The following is an 18,274-nucleotide window of genomic DNA, read 5'->3' on the forward strand; positions in this document are numbered from 1 at the left end:
CAGTACAGCTATCGCTTAGAAAGAGGTTCGTATATGGAGGTTTTCAGAACAATAGCGTCTATGTGGTCCGTTAGCAATCCAAATACGGTCTAATATTACGTTTAAGGTCTGCTGAGTCCGATGGCAGCCACCTACACGAAAATGTTACCTAAAATCAAAAAAAGGGAGCGCCTCATCAGCCACTAGATGGCTAAGGGTGCTCCCTGCAAGTTTTTTATTCGTGCAAAACGAACTGCGCAATATTTTTACTATGATCACCAATTCGTTCCAGATTGGTCAGCAGGTCAAGGTAAATAGATCCCGTTCCGACGGAGCACAAATTCTTATGCAACCGCTGAATGTGGTTGTTACGGTACTCTCTCTCCAAATCATCCAGCTGTAATTCTAATTGAAGTACTTCTTTGGCTGCATCCTTATCATTATGCTCAAGTGCAGTTAGCGCTTTATTCACAGCGTGATTAGCAACTTCCATCATTTCCTTGAGCTCAGCAGCCGCATCAGCCGATAACTCCAGCTTGTTCGTGATTCTAAATTCGCCCAGCTCCACAATATTCTCAGCGTGGTCACCGATTCGTTCCAGGTCACTTACGGTTTGGAACCAGCCCGTAGCATTCTCTGATTCTTTCGGAGAAAGACCCTTCTGGTGGATTTTCACGATATAATCGGTGATTTTACGGTTCAGCTCATTCACTAGCTCTTCCTTCTGAAGCGCCAGCTCTGCGGATTTATTGTCCTTGTTGAAAAAGAACCCTGTTGCATCCTGAAGAGATTCAGATGCATATTGTCCCATCCGTACAATCTCATGCTGTGCTTGACCAAGAGCCATAGCAGGCGTCGCGAGAAGACGTTCGTCCAGATAAATCGCTTTGAACTGAATCTCCTGCTTTGTGCCCGGAATAACCTTAGTTACGATCCAAGCCAGCACTGGAATAAGGGGCAGGAAGATAAGTGTATTAGACACATTGAATAAACCGTGAGCATAGGCAATCTGCATTCGGATATTCACACCTTCTCCAAGCCAGATGACAATGTTATAAACAACTGGTAGTAGAATCGTGAAGATAATCGCCCCAACAATATTAAAGATAACGTGTACGAGAGCCGTACGTTTAGCAGCCACCGACGCACCGATCGATGCGAGCACTGCTGTTATTGTTGTGCCGATATTGTCACCGAACAAAATCGGTAAAGCCCCCTGCAGATTAATCATGCCCTCGTCAGCAATCGTCTGCAGAATACCAATCGTTGCACTAGAACTCTGTACAATCATTGTAAATAACGTCCCGACAAGCAAGCCTAAGACAGGCTGGTGAGATAGATCAATCATAAAATCTGTAAATGCAGGCAATTCCCGAAGTGGTTTAAGTCCCCCACCCATCGTAGCAAGGCCAAGGAACAAGGTACCAAATCCAAATATAATCTGTCCAATATACTGGTAACGCTTTTTGTTAATGAAGAATAAGAAGAAAGCACCTACAGCAATAATTGGAAGGGCATATTCTTCAATCTTAATCCCTACAATAAATGCAGTCATTGTTGTTCCGATATTGGCACCCATGACCACACCAATGGCTTGTCGCAAAGTCATAAGCCCCGCACTAACAAGTCCGATTGCCATAACCGTTGTCCCTGTCGACGATTGGATCAATACAGTTACGCTAATACCGACAAGAACACCCAAAATCGGATTGGATGTATACTTCTCAAGCAGACCACGCATTTTATCCCCAGCGGATTTTTGAAGCCCATCCGACATGTATTTGATACCAAATAGAAAAATCCCAAGTCCACCAACGAACTTAAATATTAAATCCTGCCAATCCAATAGGTAAATCCTCCTCTAGTTGTGTTTGTAAAAGACCTGTTTTATTTTAGCATGTTGTATAAAGATTATGAATTATATAAATTTAGACATAGGTCACGTCTTTCTCTATTGGCTACAGCATATAGCATGATCTATTTTCAGGATGCCTAACCCGAGTTTACATATAAAGAAATAATTTTCAAAAATATTGCAATAATCGGGTGTATTACAGCTAAAAAAGCTCAAACATCGGCAGAATAGCCGCAGGTTTGAGCTTCTTCAATGTTATTTAAAGGCGCAATTCCAATAATGACAGATTTCCGATTTCCGTTCACAATTTCACTGTTCTGTTCTCTTGGGCCTCTTTGGTTTCCTTCTATTTAAACCATATCTGACAGAAAAGCTAATGCTAAGCCTTGACCCCAGCCCTGAATCCAGCCTTTTGGAATATTGCGATATCCATCCCGATCCTTCATAACCGCTGTTCCACCAGATACACCCAGCACTCGTCCATCTTCGCTAATATTGTGCAAGATGCCTTTTAGGGCCTTTTGCACATATTTAGTATGCAGCGGATTACCGTTATTGATCATAGCAGCCGCAATCCCGCAAGAGGCAGATACTTCTTCATAGGACTCCTCGTCATCTAGAACTGTCCGCCACAGACCATTCTCCGTTTGAACAAGCTTCAATGCCGCCAACTGATCGCGAAGCGAACACTCTACGTCCATACACTGCGGATATAGATACCACTCTTTCAAAAGCATTTTGACTTGCGACATGGTATATGCGCCCCAAGCATTCGCTCTTCCCCAATATAATCCAGACATGTGATCCTGCTTCACATTATTGTAGCCATGGTACCAGAGACCACTACTTGGATCTTGCAGGTATTTGATATGCCAGTAATATTGATTCAGGGCATCCTGGATCATTTCCTGATCGTTTAATTTGCTTCCAACACGGAGCAGAAAAAATGCCGCCATAAACAATGTATCCGCCCACGCCTGTTCTGGAAAATCGTTAGAAACGGATACGGTATGCTGAAGCACGTGATCTCCAAATCTGAGCGCATGGTTCTGAAGATAATCCACCTTGCTCATCACAATATCCCAATATTTCTGGTTGCCTGTTTCTTCATACAAAGTAATCAGCATATGGCCCATGGCACAAGTGTTTACCGTCCAATCCGGCAGGCCTAGCTCAATATATTCATCTGCCCACTGGACAAGCATATCTAAATACTCTTTATTTCCTGTTGTTTTATAGGCTCTGCATACCCCATAATAAGCCACACCACAAGGCCAGTCCCATGTTAAATCCATCGTCATTGTTTTTCTAACCACTTTGTCGATGACGCTTAGAATCTCATCTCTGTCATAAGTTAATTGAAGCATCTCAATTCTCCTCTCATTCGCACACGCCCTCAAAGGCGCATGAATGCTGTCCGTCCACATTGCAAACGCTTTACTAATTCTATTGTAAGGAGTAAAATGGTCTGATTCTAAGCATATTCATAACTAAACTGTGCAATTTCAACCATTTAGAGTAATCACTTTAACCTATAATCTACACAAATCAACGGAATGGGAGCAGAGCACCCAATATGCCCAAAAAAAAGAAGCCAGTCATTGAATACCGCCACTACAGCTTGCCGATAAACTTCCCTATCTTGCTATTAAGCGGTGATCGTTGGAAGATTTCCGATATTAAAAGTGAACATCTACATTTTCATAACCATTTGGAGATTGGTATTTGTCATTCGGATAGCGGCATCATGGAGATCAAAGGAGAATCTGTACCTTTTAAAGCTGGAGATGTGACCTTCATCCCTAGGTATCTACCTCATACGACTTATAGTTCACCAAATGAAGCCAGTCTTTGGTCTTATATCTTTTTTTCGCCTGAGGACCTCTTTCAGCATTCATTCAAAAGCGCTTATAGCGACTTCGAGCCAAATGTGTGGGCGATAAAGGGAATGAACTATATTTTGAACAAGGAGGAACATCCCAAGGTTTATACTCTTGCGACATCGATCGTAGAGGAATTGAAACAAAAAAATCCATACTATCAGGAAAGTGCCTACGGCTTGTTGCTATCCCTTTATATAGAACTCCTTAGAATCTATTCCTGGAATGAACCCTTGGAAGAGCAAGAAACCGAGCATAGCCTGAAAGGCGATTTTGTCATCTCTCCGGTTCTGGAGTACATCACCAAAAACTATATGACACCTATTACCATCGATTTCTTAGCTGATCTGTGCCATCTAAGTACGACTCATTTTCGAAGAAAATTCCATGAAATTATGGGGACGACGCCTCTCGATTTCCTAAACAGTACCCGCATTGAAGAAGCCTGTAAGCAGTTAAAAAGCACGGATGATTCCATCCTCTCGATCTCCGGACAAGTCGGCTTTCAGTCCATTTCCAGCTTCAACCGATGTTTCTCCAAGCTTATGGGCGAGTCGCCTAAACAATGGCGTAAAAGCGCACAATCCGAAGTGCAATCCGCGAAAGCGTCAATATTGGAGTTCAGGGGGTGGGTATAAGGGAGAGGGCACTCCCTGTTTACTTCACTTCACAAAATCTACTTAACAAATGAATGATTTGCTCCTTACTCATAGGGGCGTCGTGTCCTGGTATATACGTAGTGAATGAGAGAGTTGTTAAAAACTCAACATACTCCTTCATTTTCATTGGATCAATCTTACCTTCTCCATGATAATAATCTCCACTATGTGCATCACCTGCAAATAATACTCCCGCTTCTTTTAAATATACTACACAAGAGTCTGCCTCATGTGGGCCTCCTACCTTTAGAATCTGGCAAGTGATACCCCCTAAATCTAATGTTAAACAATCCTCGAAAATAATCGTTCCTGTGCTAACTGTAATTTTATCAAACGTATCATATTCTTTTTTCATACAGTTATAGGCGAATTCTATTTCTTCTTTTGTCTCTAGACGTTGTACAACAGATTCTTCATCCCATTCCCACTTTTTCAATCTCTTTAGTACCTCATTCGTTGCTGTAGATACTATGGTTTCCCCATCAAAGGCATGCATGCCAAATGTGTGATCCCAATGCCAGTGCGTGATCAGAGCATATTTCGGACGTGGTAGCTTGTTATCATCCAAACTCTTTATAAAGGTATCGAAATGCGATTTTGAATTGCCGCAATCAATCATTATTGAAAAGTTCTCACCTACAACATATCCCAAAACAGGTCTGTCTGTTTCTCTAACACTTTCTAAATAATAGATAGACTCATTTATTTTTTTCAGTTCCATAAGATTGTTTTCTCTCCTTAAGGTCCATGTGTCATTTTTCGATATGAATAATCTCTATTTCATAATGTATCCGGAAGGCTTACTTCGCAAGGGAGAGTTTATTTATAGGCGTTCTAATCAAGTACACAAATCAATCCGACTAAAAAACAAAAAGGGAGTCCCCCCGATAACCACTTTCATGGCTATCAGGAAACTCCCTTACTGTTAGGTATTATCTTTGCTATAAGATTATTTAGATTTCTTTACAGTCGTTGATTTAACTTGAAATGCTCCATTTTTGTAAGTAAGAACAGAGGTTTCTTCGCCTTTAACTACGGAAGTATTTGCACCATGAATTGTTTTTGTTCCAACAATTTCATAAACTCCGTTTTTGTCTACATCAACAGCCTTCAATGTGTTGTAGAGCGAGCGTTGACCCTTCACTTTAACGTACTCGTTAAGAAGAACTTTAACACCACTGTCTTTGAAGGATACTACGTAAGCATTTGTGCTGCCGCTGTTACCGCCAGAGTATACAGTGATCATAACATCTTTAGATTTATCTCCGTTGAAATCTCCAATGAAGTTAATTTTTGGTTGGTAACCATCAAATCCTTTGATATTGCTGTTAATCACTTTTTTAGTTTTACCTTCTAGAACAACGATGTTGATATCTGTAACCAGACCACCATTAGCAGCATCCTTGTTACCGATCAGTAATACGTTATCTGCAACGCCATTACCAGTTACATCCATTGTTTGTTTTGCCAGCAAGATTGTTTTTGGTGTTGTTGTAATACCCTTAAGCTCAAAACGTTTGCCAACGGTGTAATCACCAGTTGTAGTTGTAGTTGAAGGAGTTGGTGTAGTTACAGTTGGTGTAGTCGCTGGTTTGCTATCGGATTTAACGGTTTCTTTATTAACAACCTTGAAAGCACCGTCTTTGAAGGAGAAAGTTGTTTTTTCCACACCTGTAACTACAGAAGTCGCGTCGCCATGAATTTTTCTAGAACCTACCAGGTCATATAACCCATCTTTATTAGGATCTACTTGCTCTAAAGTATCGAAAAATGCTGGTTTACCATCCACAACAGGTTTTACACTCAGAAGTGGCTGTATCTTATCGCCTGCGAAAGACAATATGTAGGCATCTGTAGTACCGTTGTTACCGCCGGAGTATGCAGTAAACATAACATCATTTGCTTTGTCGCCGTTGAAATCGCCGATCCATTGAATTTCTGGTTTGTAACCATCAAAACCGGTGATGTTCGAATCTTTCACTGTGTTTGTTTTGCCATCGACAACAACCAGGTTGATGTTGCTTACATAACCAAGCTCATCTGCTTTGTCGCCGTACAGATAGATTTTATCTTCTACACCGTCTTTATTAACATCGTTAACTTGTTTTCTGATTAGAATCGATTTATCAGTTGTTTTAATACCTTGCAATGCGAAAGGCTGTCCAACAGTCTGTTCACCAAGTGCAGGTTGTTTAAAAGGGTCTTCCTTAGTTGTTTCTGTTTTGCTAACTTGGAATTCGCCGTTTTTGTATGCGAACCATACTTTTTCATAGCCTGTTACCACGGAAGTAGCTTCTCCATGGAGGATTCTGATTCCAAGCAGTTCGTTCACGCCATCATTTTCCACATCAACCGCTTCTAATGTTCTGAATAATGCCCGCTCGCCTTTCACCTTCAAGTCCCCGCCCAGAATAATAGAAGGCTTATCGTCTCTGAAGGTTACGATTCTAGCATTAGTAGATCCGTTGTTACCACCTGAGTAAGCAGTAATCATCACATCAAGTGCATGGTCATTATTGAAATCATTCACATAGCTGATTTTAGCGTTCAAACCATCAAAGCCTTTAATCCCTGCGTTTAACACTTTGTTTGTTTTGCCATTTACAACAATGAGATTAATATTGCTGAAATCAGGAGATTCATTTTTGTCGCCGATGAGATAGAGAGTATCTTTCACTCCATCCAAATCGATATCAGTAGTTTGAGTTGCAATCAATACTGTATTTGCATTCGTTTGAACACCTGCTAGTGTAAACTTTTGTCCCACTTGATTAGTGGATGCGGCTACTGTTGAACTAGTTGGTGTTGCGACAGGATTTGCCATTGCTTGGGATGAGAAGGATGCTACAGCTGCTACGCATAATGCAACGGATAATGTTTTCTTTATTTTCATTGTGTTACCTCCGATGGTTTATTAAGGTTGGTGTTGATTACTTTCTTAGTATAGCCTAGCAATTGTCGAACTGTGTTACGGTAAGGTAACATTATCCTATTGAAATAAAACAATATATAAATAAAATAACCAAATCAGAGGAACTTCAAGCACTAAATAATGCCAAATCATTTAAAGGAAATCGGTTTCAAAAAATTAATAGAAACGCTTTCATTGGCTATACCACTTGGGTTTTGGACAATTCTACTTTTTTTTAATAGTTTGATAACAATTCTGTAAAATCAGTTTGATCCAAATATAAAAAGGGCTATCCCAAGTCTTTATCAAAGACTTTAAGGATAGCCGCTGTATAACGATTCTAAAGCGTTTCTGTAGTGAGTGTAAACCCTTCGATCACGGCATCCTCGTCGACCTCAATTAAGATGCAGCGTCTCCCTTGATAATTCACTTGCTTCACATACTTTAAATCCTGTGGGCTGACCGAAATCGTAGCTACCTTTGTATCGATCTTTATCGATTTGGTAGTGAATTTCGGCATCACGCTGCTCGCCTTCATTTCATAGTGCTTATTGTCGACGATGGTTTCAAACGCACGTTCCACTTTTTCCGTCGTCACGTCTTCAACACCGCTTACCTTCAGCACACGTTCTACATCTCTATAGTCGAGCTTAGGAGGCTCTTCTTCCCCTTCGCCACCTTCGATGACCTGGTGGATTTCCTCGTACAGCTGAGCAATGGTGGTCGCGTCAAGTTGTTCGCCCGCCACTTCCTTCACGATGTCTTCGAATATAGCTCTCTCTTCCAGTGCTGTCACGGATCTTTCAGCGTTCAAGACCTGCTCAATAAAATGCGGATCTGGAAAATTCGATTTTCCCGTACAATACAGAACGCGGTTCACATCGGAATAATTGTCCGTCACGCTCGGGTAAAAGAAGCCCTGCTCCGGTGTACTTAACTTAACGATCGGATCTACAATGACATTGTATTTGAATTCCCTATCCACATAATCAAATAAGAGAGCTTTCCGTTGCTTCTCCGTGGAATTCACGCTGCATAGAATAAACGGATGCGCAAACAGTTCGTTTTTTTCACTTTCCTCTGCTTCATCGTTCCTATCTTTGGTCGGCCGGAAATACTGTCCGCGAATGAAAGTGACCACCGTATCTCTTTCATAATGGGTATCCGCCATCATTCTGTCCACCAACAGCAGCATCAGGTCCTGCCATTCATCTGGATCCCCTGTCACCAAAGCTTGGTGAAGCATCACCTGCGCTGGCTCCTCCGCTTCCGCCTGAAACTTCAACTCGAACAATTTCTGATCCAGTTCGCCGGTCAAGAGTTTTTTGAAATTGCCCATATACAGCTCCTGCTTCTCTCTGTCCACCATTCCAAACGGCAGGCGCTCCCAATGATAGATCTCGTTGCTTTCCTTCATAATATACACGTTGAGAATATCGTAAATACTCATCATATCGTGATCTAGCTTAAATTGCTTGCGTATATGCGCGACTTCTTTCTTTATCATGATTCGTTAGACAACTCCTAGGAAGATAAATTGGTCTTTTCAGTATAAAGGATAAAAAAAACCTTCGCTATATTAGTTGAATTTAAGATTTTTCTATTAAGGTAAGTACGTGACCATCACTTTTCCTTTTTAGAATGTTTTTAGTTCAACATATATAGAAGGTTTTTTTTACGTGTTGCTTCTAATCAATTTTTGGCATGCTCTAATGCATAGTCCTCAAGCTGAATATCTACCTGTTGATTCATGGCTAGCTTGGCTAGCTGCTCACCAAGAAAGGGTCCCATCGTTAATCCGGATGACCCTAGTCCGTTAGCAACAATTAGTTTATTCCATCCTTGAACCCTTCCTAGCACTGGAAGAAAATCTGCGGTAAAAGGACGGAACCCTACTCTTATCTCATTTAGGCTACAATCCGCAAGACCGGAAGCCGTTTGAAGACCTTTATTTAAAATTTCCTGCATTCCACCTGCGGTTACAGAAGTATCGTAGCCTACAACATCATTTTCGTGAGTAGCACCTACTACGATATTTTGCTCAGCAAATGCAAGTATATATTGATCTGTAGGCGGCATTATCACAGGCCATTGCTCTGTACTCGCTTGTTGAGCAAGCTTCAGGTGCATAATTTGAGCTTTTTGATAACGCACCTGGAGCATGATCCCGAGCGGATGTAGCACAGCATTGGACCAAGCCCCTGCGCACACAATCACTTCATCCGCTGAGAATGTCTGTTTCCCTACTCTAACACCTGTAATTTCATGATCAGCATGCTCTAGAATAGCATCTCCCTCAATCATTTGTGCACCGTTACGCTGTGCCGCTCTTAGCAAAGCATCACGCAATTCACGTCCATCCACTCTTGCTGCACCCGATACATGAAGCGCATGATAACCTTCCGACAATAATGGAAACTTCTCTTTCGCCTCAAGATCCGTCAGCATCGTAAGTTCCCCTATTTCAGGTGCATCCTCTCTGCGAAGCTCCGCTCTTTCTTTCATCGCGAGCAATTTTTTCAGATCATCATGAATGCATATCGCTCCTACTTTTGCGTATCCAGTCTCGGTTTCTCCTGTCGCTTCCAACTCCTGAATAAGTGCTGGATAGAAGCTCGCTCCCGCTTTAGCGAGACGATACCATGCTTTGTTTCTGCGTTGAGACAACCAAGGACAAATAATCCCTGCTGCTGCATCCGTTGCTTGTCCAACATCCTTACGATCTATAATGGTGACTTCAGCACCTAACTTACTTATCTGATATGCCGCTGAAGCCCCTAATATCCCTGCGCCAATTACAATAACCCTTTTCATGTCCGAAGTCCCTTCAGTTATCACTTTTAATAAATAAATTAATCGTATTGGAATAATACCATGTTTTTGGGTGTGCTCAAAAAAGAAGACGCTCAGGGAAATCCCCTCGCGTCTTCTTTATGTGTATCTATGTGCATCTCTACCCTAAGTAGACCATCTTATTTTGAATCCACAACCGGAACCGAAGCTGGAGCTGCAACTACTCCTTCATTCTTCTGCAAGTTCTCCTTCACTTGTTCAGACCCTAAGGACTGTACAGGAGCACCGATGCTGAAACTGTCGATGATTTTCCCAAGTGTAGCTTGATCAAAGTCTTCTTGGGCATACAGTTCAACGGTAAAGCCATCTTTTTCCCAAATCACAATTCCATTTGCAAAATAAACCTTAGTCCCGTTGATTACTTCTGTCTTCACTTCTTCTGTAGTGCTGATCCCATTGTCGCCACCCTTGGAGATTAGAAAATTGACAGCTTTATCCCCGGAGTTATACTGCACTTCAACCATGCTGCTCCCCTGAAGAACAACATTCACAAACTCATAGTCTCCCATCCAGTCTGGTGCCGGGAAGTTCATTCCAAGCTCCGCACGTGCTTCATCCAGGCTCAACTTAGGCGCAACCGGTAAATCAATGGCAACATTCTCCCCTCCTTGGGCCTCTTCAGATGGAGTGATTGACTGTGCAGCTTGGGGGATTTCCTTATCGTATTGCGTGATTTCAAGATTTCCCACTTCAAACTTTGCCATGATCGATTGGAACATGTCCTGTGCATAGGAGGTTGCAGAGAATGCCCCACCCAGACAAATGACTGCACTACCAATCACTATTGCATTTCTCCAGCTACTTTTTTTCATCGTTATCCCGTCCTTTTTCTCTGATTGGGGTTCAAGAGCTCCTTGGTCCAGCTTGTATACTAAACGGTTATAAATTCTATCTTTGGTGGCGGTGCTATCCTGTTCAACATTCTCAAGCAGCTCTATGGTTTTGCTGAATTTTGAGAGATCATTTTTCTTATTCATGGTTGAATCCTCCTGCTTTTAAGGAAATATGCAGTTTTTTCAAACTTCTGTGCAATACAACGCCAATATTGGACTCACTGACACCCATGATCTGTGCGACTTCAGAATTTTTAAGTCCAGCCCCATATTTCATCGCAATGATATTGCGTTCCTTCTCACGCAGCTTGGAGAGCGCCTTAAACAGTGCTTGATTATTATCCTCACGAATCGCCAGTTCCTCCGGAGACGGCTTCGGAAATATCAGCTCCAGTAAAGTATCCAGTGAGGTGTAGCTTCTTTTCTTCTGCCCCCGGAAGTAATCCGTCACAGCGTTTCTTACAATGGCAAACAGCCATACCTCAAAATTCGATTTTTCCTCTGAAAAGCTATAATACTTGCACATCACTGTCTCAAACACCTGACTGCAAATGTCCTCCGACACGTGGTGGTTATTAATACGATAACTAATATATTTGTAAACACGCTTGTAATACGTATCATACATCCGGGTAAATTCCTCTTTTGACATGATGGCATCGCGTGATCTTTCGATATTCTTGTAACGATCCACTGTACCCTGGATAACCTCCATCTCCACCCTCCTTCCACCTCACCTTCATCGAAAAGCTAAACAAATTGCGCAATTTGTTGTGAAGAAACTTACATATGTTAATACGTAGAAACGCCCAAACCATTAACAAATCTTCCTATGTAATTGTGGGATAGCAAGAAACCATCATACAACTTATAGTTCACCAAATGGAGACGGAGGACCTTTTTCAGGGTTCGTTCATGGGGTTAACAAATCACAACATAAAAAACGCACCCTCGAAAGGCTGCGTTAATGTTAATCCCTTACTTCCTGCTCCCCCTAGCCTAATTAATTATTTTTGCAGGTGCAAGCTTAAGCAATTCCACGGTAAGGCGTTGCTCTGCTTCCTCATCAATACGATACCCATCTGCTTCTAAGCGTTCAATTTGGCGATCCAAAAAATAAACTGTATTTAAAATCTCAGTAGCACCCAGTACAGACAAGACGGGTTTTAATGCATATTCAATGGCTAGAAGATGGCCTAACGAACCCCCAATAGCAATAGGTACAATTCGCTTACCAACCAGCGATTTTTGCGGAAGAAGATCTAAATAGGTTTTTAAGATCCCCGTATAGGAGGCTTTATAGATAGGCGTTAATACGGCAACAATATCTGCTTCTTCCACTAGCGCATTGGCCCCTAGAATCTCCTCGCTGGCGAAATTGGCCGTAAGTAAATCAACTGCAGGTAGCTCATGTACATAGATCGAATGATGCCTAATCCCCTCTTGCTCCAAAAATCTTTCTACCTGCTGATGAATAGCTGTTAACCGAGACTTTCTAGTATTTCCTCCATTAATAATGACTGCTTTGCTCATTACACATTACCTCCTGTTCTCGCACCGATTAGTGCTTTTTCAAGTGTTGGTACAACAGGTACAGATAGCCCTAAATTCCCTCGAAGCGTATTACTCTCATATTCAGTACGGAATAAGCCTCTACGCTGTAATTCAGGAATCACCAATTCAACAATATCGTTAAAGCCCTCTGGGAAATGGGGAGGCATCACATTAAATCCATCTGCACCTTCGTTTAAGAACCATTCTTCTAATTGATCTACGATTTGTTCAGGGGTGCCAACGATTTCCCGGTGTCCTCGCGCTCCAGCGATCCGTTCATAGATGGCACGTATAGATTGCAGGTTCTCACGTTTGGCAATATCACGAATAATTTTGTAGCGGATACGCGGATTGGTCTCATCTTCAATGGAACTGAATTCCGGTAGTGGTTCATCGACGTCGTACCCTGACAAATCAATGTTGGTGAAAGCCGACAAATACGATAACCCTACTTCAGGCAAAATATAGCTGTTTAATTGCTGCTGCTTCAGCAAAGCTTCTTCCTCTGTTTTCGCTACAGTAATAAACACACCAGGCATGATCTTCAAGTCCTCCGGCTTACGACCATATTTAGCCAACCGACCTTTTACATCCCGATAAAAGGTTTGGGCTTCTTCAAGCGTCTGCCATGCAGTAAAAATAACTTCCGCAGTCTTCGCCGCCAGCTCTTTTCCAGATTCAGACGATCCGGCTTGAACAATCACAGGATGTCCTTGTGGTGTTGTTGATGAATCAAGTGAACCTTGTACTTTGAACCAGGCTCCTTCATGGTCAACGGGATGTACCTTCTCTACATCTAAATACTGGCCTTGCTCCTTGTCGATGACTAGCGCCTCAGACTCAATGGACAACCAAAGCTGTTTGACAACCTCCACAAATTCCTCAGCACGTTCATAGCGGGACGCATGCTGCAAATGTTTATCCTTACCAAACAGGAGAGATTCACCCTCATTGGCTGATGTTACTACATTCCAGGCAGCACGCCCTTTAGACAAATGATCAATGGCTGCGAATTTACGCGCTACATGGTATGGATCGTTATAGGTAGTAGTCAAAGTGGCCGTTAACCCGATATTCTTAGTTACCGCTGCGAGTGCCGAAATAATAATCACGGGGTCCAGCTTCAATGATGATTGTGCATTTCCGGACAGCTTTTGACCTAATACATCTGCAAAAAACACCATATCGAACTTACCGCGCTCAGCCGTTTGTGCAATCTCCGTTAAATACTCCAAATCAAATGCCCGACTTGCCCCTGAAGAAGGATGACGCCAGCTTGCTACATGATGACCGGGTAGATTAATGAATGCCCCTAATTTCATTTGTTTTTTTGTCATGCTAACCACTCCTATTTTTATTTTTCGGATCAAAGCCAAAATCAGCGGTTGACCGATTGAGAACAAGCCGCTACGGGTTCGGAGGGTTCTTACGATCGCTGTTAAAGCCTGAATTCTCGATTTAAAAAAGATTAGCGGTTGAAATCAGGCTTTAAAGGCGACCACTGACGTTTCTCCAGAATCCCTCCGACCCTCCGCTCTATTCGCACATCAAGTCAACCTCTAATTTTTTGATAGAGCCCTTTATATAAAAATTTATTTAGCAAAAGGATTAAATTCGTTCGTATATAACTCTTCCGGTTTCAATTGGCCTTCCTTTAGCTCCCCATTTGCCACAAGCCAATCGATCCAAACATCGTATTCCGATGGTGTGATCACACCGCCCTCTTCCGAGATGCCCGTACTCTTCCAAAACTTAAGATTGTCTGTTGTTTCCTTTCGTTCACGCTTATTAATAATTTCCTCGAATCGTGTGATTACTTCCTCCCTAGGTGTGGTTCGAGCCCATTCAATGGCCTTCGCAACCCCATCTACAAATTGCCTTACGGTATTCGGATTATCCTTGATATACTGATCGGTAAAGAAATAATCACCCGCAGTAAATTCTGAGCCAAACACATCAATATCTTTAAAAATTTCTGTAAGCCCTCCTGTTGATAACGCCCGATCCCGAGCAATCCCGCTTAACAAAACAACGTCGATCTGACGATTTCGCAGAATCTGTTCTGCACTTGAACTCGGCACCGTCACTAAGGTTACTTGTTCAATTTCTTTTTCGGTCAAGTTAGCTTGGCGTAAATAATCTTTAATGACAAACTCCAAATGGGCACCGAGAATATTCACTCCAACTTTTTTACCAATAAAATCTCTATGCGACTTTATGGCTCCCCCCTCGAGGGCATACGCACCGATATACGTATTTTTATCACTGCCATAGGAACCAATGACAGACTTTATTTTTACGTTTTTGGCGTAAGATTTAATAATGGCCCCATTAAATGCTGCACCAAAGTCAATTTGTTTCGTCGCAGTTAATTGAATACTTTCTGGACCACCCACGCTGTCACCTATAGATTCCAACTTCAAATCTCCTAAGTAGCCTAAATCCGCAGCTAGCTCTGGGAAAGAGACACTTCCAGGCGAAGACTGATATTGCAGTATCTGATCTTCTCCACTTTTGGCAGAGGACTTCCCCTCTGAGCAGCCAGATAAAATACCACTAACCAAGCCTACAAATATAAGTAGTGCTGCTGTTTTGTTCATCTCGCTTCTCCTCCACTTTTCATTTTATTTGATTAAGTCCAACTCATAATATTATTAATCTAATATGTTTAGTTGGTATTACCACTAAAAAAACTTCTATATAGATTGAACTTGAAAATATTCAAAAAGGGAAAAGTGATGGAAGGGAATTTTGGAACTGTAGGAGCGGTAGCGTCCGCCTTTGTCTGCGGATTTCAACCGTTAAAAACGGTATAAATCAAGAAATCTGTAGACAACAGCGGCCGGAAGTCCAAACATTCTCTGGAGTCACGACCAACCCGAAATAGGGAAATCATCAGTTCAATCTATATATAAACATCATCCTTCTATTCATTCACCGGCTGCTTCCTTCCATTTAGAAAATTTACGTTCGAGCAAGGTCAAGCCTTGGTTGATTAATAAGCCCAACAAGGCAATGGTTAATATACCGGCGTACATTTGCGGGATTTGAAAGTTATATTGAGAATAAGTGATTAAATAACCCAAGCCTTCTTTGGCCCCTACCATCTCTGCAGCAATCAATACTAATATCGCCCCTGTTCCTGCCATCCGAATACCCGTGAAAATAGTTGGAACGGATGCCGGCAAGATCACCTTCAGAAATAATTTAAACGACTTAATATTCATGGATTTGGCCGCTTTAATAAGTAAAGGATCAACGTTACCTACAGCAGCAATCGTATTTAACAGAATAGGCCATGTGCAAGCAAATAGGACGATCGTAATCTTGGATGTTTCACCAATCCCTAACAGCAGCATAAATACCGGAAGTAACGCTAGTGCAGCCGTATTTCGGAACAATTCCAGTACTGGATTTAACAGCTCTCGGGCTAATGGATACCAACCAATCAGTAATCCTAACGGGATCGCAATCAATAACGCTAACGCAAATCCACTGAACGAACGAATGATACTCGCTAAAAAATGCGTGAAAAGCTCACCTGAGACGATCAAATTCCACAAGGCAGTGATTACTTCAGAAATAGGTGGGAAAAATGCTGCGTCTACTAAACCCGTCCGTGGTGCGATTTCCCATAGTAAGAACAATAAGACTAAGACAATAGACTGTTTAAACACCTTAAGCAGGCCGGAAAAAGAAACAGAATTCCGTTTCTTAAGCTGTAACGTTGAATGAGCAGTCTTTACAGATTCGATGGGAATACACTCCTTTCTCAATTAAATATATGCACCTTTGTATTCAGGCTCATGTAAATAACCCCACACTTCATGACGAGCCTTCACAAAATCAGGATGTGAGCGAATATCCGCATCTTCCAATCGTGATTTTAGCGGAATATCTACAATCTTCCTCACCGTACCAGGCCCTGGTGTTAAGACGACTACTCGCTCCCCAAGATAAACAGCCTCATCAATGCCATGCGTAATAAAAATGATGGTTTTTTGTGTCTTCTGCCAAATTCGTAAAAGCTCACTTTGTAAGGATTCTCGTGTTTGGGCGTCCAGTGCGGCAAAAGGTTCATCCATTAACAAGACGTCTGGGTTAAAGGCAAGACTTCTGGCAATGGCTACACGCTGCTTCATCCCCCCAGAAAGCTCATGAGGATAACGGTCACCGAAATTACTGAGCCCAACTAACGAAAGAAAATGATCAACCTGCTCTTTACGTTCGTGCTTCGGGATCCCCTTTGCCTCCAATCCAAATTCAATATTGCCACGCGCGGTCTTCCACGGAAATAAAGCATACTGCTGAAACACAATGCCCCGATCAAGCCCTGGACCTGTTATGGGGTGACCATCTATTAAAATGCGACCCTGTGTTGGCGATGATAAGCCGCTGATCAAATCAAGCAAAGTTGACTTACCGCAGCCACTTGGACCTACTATGGTTATAAATTCACCTTTTCTTACGGAAAAGTCCAACTCTTTTACCGCTGTGAATTGCTGCGTTGCCTCCTTTTGCTTGGGATCTCGGACACTAAATGTTTTCGTGACACTCTCAAACCTGATTTTTTCAGAAGCAGCCATGGACTTCACCTCTTATAGTTATTATTCGGATAAGTAAACAAAAAGGCTCAGATGACAACGACTAGCGTTTGTCCTCTGAGCCTCTGGTTGAACCAGTCAGCTTATTTTGTTTTACACTTACGATTACTAAAATTCAAATAAATAAAATTTAGATTAATCCGATGTGATTACTATATTTTAATCGGGTGGCATTGTCAACAATAAATTCAACTCTACTTAATAAATCAAACCCAGTCTTGGCAGTGTCATTTAGCGAATAAAATGCTGCATGATAAATGGTGCTACGGACGAAGCTGTAATTAAGCTGAACAATGAAAGTGCATAGTCGTTCAAAATATGCGCGATACTAGATGCCCAGATGTTCTTAGTTTTCATATAAGCCCCTGTAAGAACAAGACGTACCAGGCCAATACCTACAATTGCTTGTACGAGATTCCAATGATAAGTTGGTAGGTGAATGGCTCCGAAGATTACAGCTGTAACAAGAAATGCAATCCAGATTCCCGCTCTGCGAGAAAGCTTGAAATTTGCCACACACAATTGCAATATAAACAGGAATGGTAAAATTGTTAACAATTCTTCACCAACAAGTTGAATCCCCATTTTGACAAACATCAATACTTTACCAAGAGAATCAAGTTCTGCAAAGACATTAATTGCCGCATCAGCTACAGTATTAACTTTTACTACATAGACTAGAATGAGACCGACAATCGGAGTAGCGATGATATTAAAGATAAAGAACAGCACACCCCACTTAACATCATTCTTTGTAATTTTACGAAACAGGTGATTCGCATGACCCTTAGATGCCCACATGAATGCAACAAGCGGAATTCCCGTGAATAAGATTGGTGCTAAATATTCATTAACTTTCAATGGAATAAATGGTATGCGAGTGGTCAACGCGATAAATCCCAATACAATCCCTACCATTACTACGAGCCATTTCATAACAGGAATTTGAACGGGTAATTCATTGTAAAACGGGTAATCTAGATTTTCTTTTGCTTTTCTCATGGATTATCTTCCTTCCATATTTCGTACTAAACTTTTGATACCCTTAAGTTACACTACTTATATGAACCAAATATGAACTGGATGAATATACAGAAATTTTTCAGAAAAAAACAAAAAAAGTGCCAATCTCATTAGGAGTGGCAC

At 41.7% G+C, this 18,274-nt stretch carries 15 protein-coding genes; 1 reads left to right on the forward strand and 14 read right to left on the reverse strand.

All coding sequences use genetic code 11. The features are described 5' to 3' along the window. Positions 1–214: 214 nt before the first annotated feature. A complete protein-coding gene (locus NSS67_RS30755; RefSeq protein ID WP_339317577.1) occupies positions 215–1,825 on the reverse strand; it encodes a Na/Pi cotransporter family protein in 1,611 nt (536 codons plus the stop codon). A 359-nt stretch (positions 1,826–2,184) separates the two neighbouring features. After that, positions 2,185–3,201 (reverse strand): glycoside hydrolase family 88 protein, encoded by a 1,017-nt coding sequence (locus NSS67_RS30760; protein WP_339317578.1) that lies wholly within the window; start codon positions 3,199–3,201, stop codon positions 2,185–2,187. A 209-nt stretch (positions 3,202–3,410) separates the two neighbouring features. Here NSS67_RS30760 and NSS67_RS30765 point away from each other — a divergent pair, with 209 nt between their 5' ends. Further along, positions 3,411–4,352, forward strand: coding sequence for an AraC family transcriptional regulator (locus tag NSS67_RS30765; RefSeq protein ID WP_339317579.1), 942 nt, complete (start codon positions 3,411–3,413; stop codon positions 4,350–4,352). Between the two features lie 19 nt (positions 4,353–4,371). On the opposite strand, the gene NSS67_RS30770 is transcribed toward NSS67_RS30765, so the two are convergent. The 12 genes from NSS67_RS30770 to NSS67_RS30825 all read right to left on the reverse strand — a co-directional run bounded on the left by NSS67_RS30770 (position 4,372) and on the right by NSS67_RS30825 (position 18,130). Continuing rightward, positions 4,372–5,094 carry an MBL fold metallo-hydrolase gene (locus NSS67_RS30770; protein ID WP_339317580.1) on the reverse strand — a complete coding sequence of 241 codons (723 nt, stop codon included), beginning with the start codon at positions 5,092–5,094 and terminating at the stop codon, positions 4,372–4,374. Between the two features lie 228 nt (positions 5,095–5,322). Continuing rightward, positions 5,323–7,266, reverse strand: coding sequence for a hypothetical protein (locus tag NSS67_RS30775; protein WP_339317581.1), 1,944 nt, complete (start codon positions 7,264–7,266; stop codon positions 5,323–5,325). Positions 7,267–7,624: 358 nt separating this feature from the next. Then, on the reverse strand, positions 7,625–8,791 hold the full coding sequence (locus NSS67_RS30780) for a DUF4317 domain-containing protein (protein ID WP_339317582.1): 1,167 nt from the start codon (positions 8,789–8,791) through the stop codon (positions 7,625–7,627). 185 nt (positions 8,792–8,976) lie between these two features. Then, positions 8,977–10,098, reverse strand: coding sequence for an FAD-binding oxidoreductase (locus NSS67_RS30785; protein ID WP_339317583.1), 1,122 nt, complete (start codon positions 10,096–10,098; stop codon positions 8,977–8,979). Positions 10,099–10,256: 158 nt separating this feature from the next. Further along, complete coding sequence (locus NSS67_RS30790) at positions 10,257–11,114, reverse strand: hypothetical protein (protein WP_339317584.1); 858 nt, start codon at positions 11,112–11,114, stop codon at positions 10,257–10,259. Then, positions 11,107–11,685, reverse strand: a complete 579-nt coding sequence (locus tag NSS67_RS30795) for a sigma-70 family RNA polymerase sigma factor (protein WP_339317585.1) — start codon at positions 11,683–11,685, stop codon at positions 11,107–11,109. Before NSS67_RS30795 ends, NSS67_RS30790 begins: the two co-directional genes overlap by 8 nt. Before the next feature lie 284 nt (positions 11,686–11,969). Further along, positions 11,970–12,503, reverse strand: a complete 534-nt coding sequence (gene ssuE / locus NSS67_RS30800; RefSeq protein ID WP_339317586.1) for an NADPH-dependent FMN reductase — start codon at positions 12,501–12,503, stop codon at positions 11,970–11,972. After that, positions 12,503–13,861, reverse strand: a complete 1,359-nt coding sequence (locus NSS67_RS30805) for an LLM class flavin-dependent oxidoreductase (protein ID WP_339317587.1) — start codon at positions 13,859–13,861, stop codon at positions 12,503–12,505. Before NSS67_RS30805 ends, ssuE begins: the two co-directional genes overlap by 1 nt. 255 nt (positions 13,862–14,116) lie before the next feature. Then, a complete protein-coding gene (locus NSS67_RS30810) occupies positions 14,117–15,124 on the reverse strand; it encodes an ABC transporter substrate-binding protein (protein ID WP_339317588.1) in 1,008 nt (335 codons plus the stop codon). Positions 15,125–15,454: 330 nt separating this feature from the next. Next, a complete protein-coding gene (locus tag NSS67_RS30815) occupies positions 15,455–16,279 on the reverse strand; it encodes an ABC transporter permease (RefSeq protein WP_339320753.1) in 825 nt (274 codons plus the stop codon). Positions 16,280–16,300: 21 nt separating this feature from the next. After that, positions 16,301–17,110, reverse strand: coding sequence for an ABC transporter ATP-binding protein (locus NSS67_RS30820; RefSeq protein ID WP_339317589.1), 810 nt, complete (start codon positions 17,108–17,110; stop codon positions 16,301–16,303). A 249-nt stretch (positions 17,111–17,359) separates the two neighbouring features. Further along, positions 17,360–18,130, reverse strand: coding sequence for a CPBP family intramembrane glutamic endopeptidase (locus tag NSS67_RS30825; protein ID WP_339317590.1), 771 nt, complete (start codon positions 18,128–18,130; stop codon positions 17,360–17,362). Between the last annotated feature and the right edge of the window lie 144 nt (positions 18,131–18,274).

It is taken from the genome of Paenibacillus sp. FSL R10-2734 (genome assembly GCF_037963865.1).
Taxonomy (GTDB): domain Bacteria; phylum Bacillota; class Bacilli; order Paenibacillales; family Paenibacillaceae; genus Paenibacillus_AQ.

Excerpts from the sequence above, each read along its gene's own strand:
- NSS67_RS30760 (WP_339317578.1), bottom strand. The coding sequence starts at position 3,201 with ATGCTTCAATTAACTTATGACAGAGATGAGATTCTAAGCGTCATCGAC.
- NSS67_RS30765 (WP_339317579.1), top strand. The coding sequence starts at position 3,411 with ATGCCCAAAAAAAAGAAGCCAGTCATTGAATACCGCCACTACAGCTTG.
- NSS67_RS30770 (WP_339317580.1), bottom strand. The coding sequence starts at position 5,094 with ATGGAACTGAAAAAAATAAATGAGTCTATCTATTATTTAGAAAGTGTT.
- NSS67_RS30775 (WP_339317581.1), bottom strand. The coding sequence starts at position 7,266 with ATGAAAATAAAGAAAACATTATCCGTTGCATTATGCGTAGCAGCTGTA.
- NSS67_RS30780 (WP_339317582.1), bottom strand. The coding sequence starts at position 8,791 with ATGATAAAGAAAGAAGTCGCGCATATACGCAAGCAATTTAAGCTAGAT.
- NSS67_RS30785 (WP_339317583.1), bottom strand. The coding sequence starts at position 10,098 with ATGAAAAGGGTTATTGTAATTGGCGCAGGGATATTAGGGGCTTCAGCG.
- NSS67_RS30790 (WP_339317584.1), bottom strand. The coding sequence starts at position 11,114 with ATGAATAAGAAAAATGATCTCTCAAAATTCAGCAAAACCATAGAGCTG.
- NSS67_RS30795 (WP_339317585.1), bottom strand. The coding sequence starts at position 11,685 with ATGGAGGTTATCCAGGGTACAGTGGATCGTTACAAGAATATCGAAAGA.
- ssuE (WP_339317586.1), bottom strand. The coding sequence starts at position 12,503 with ATGAGCAAAGCAGTCATTATTAATGGAGGAAATACTAGAAAGTCTCGG.
- NSS67_RS30805 (WP_339317587.1), bottom strand. The coding sequence starts at position 13,861 with ATGACAAAAAAACAAATGAAATTAGGGGCATTCATTAATCTACCCGGT.
- NSS67_RS30810 (WP_339317588.1), bottom strand. The coding sequence starts at position 15,124 with ATGAACAAAACAGCAGCACTACTTATATTTGTAGGCTTGGTTAGTGGT.
- NSS67_RS30820 (WP_339317589.1), bottom strand. The coding sequence starts at position 17,110 with ATGGCTGCTTCTGAAAAAATCAGGTTTGAGAGTGTCACGAAAACATTT.
- NSS67_RS30825 (WP_339317590.1), bottom strand. The coding sequence starts at position 18,130 with ATGAGAAAAGCAAAAGAAAATCTAGATTACCCGTTTTACAATGAATTA.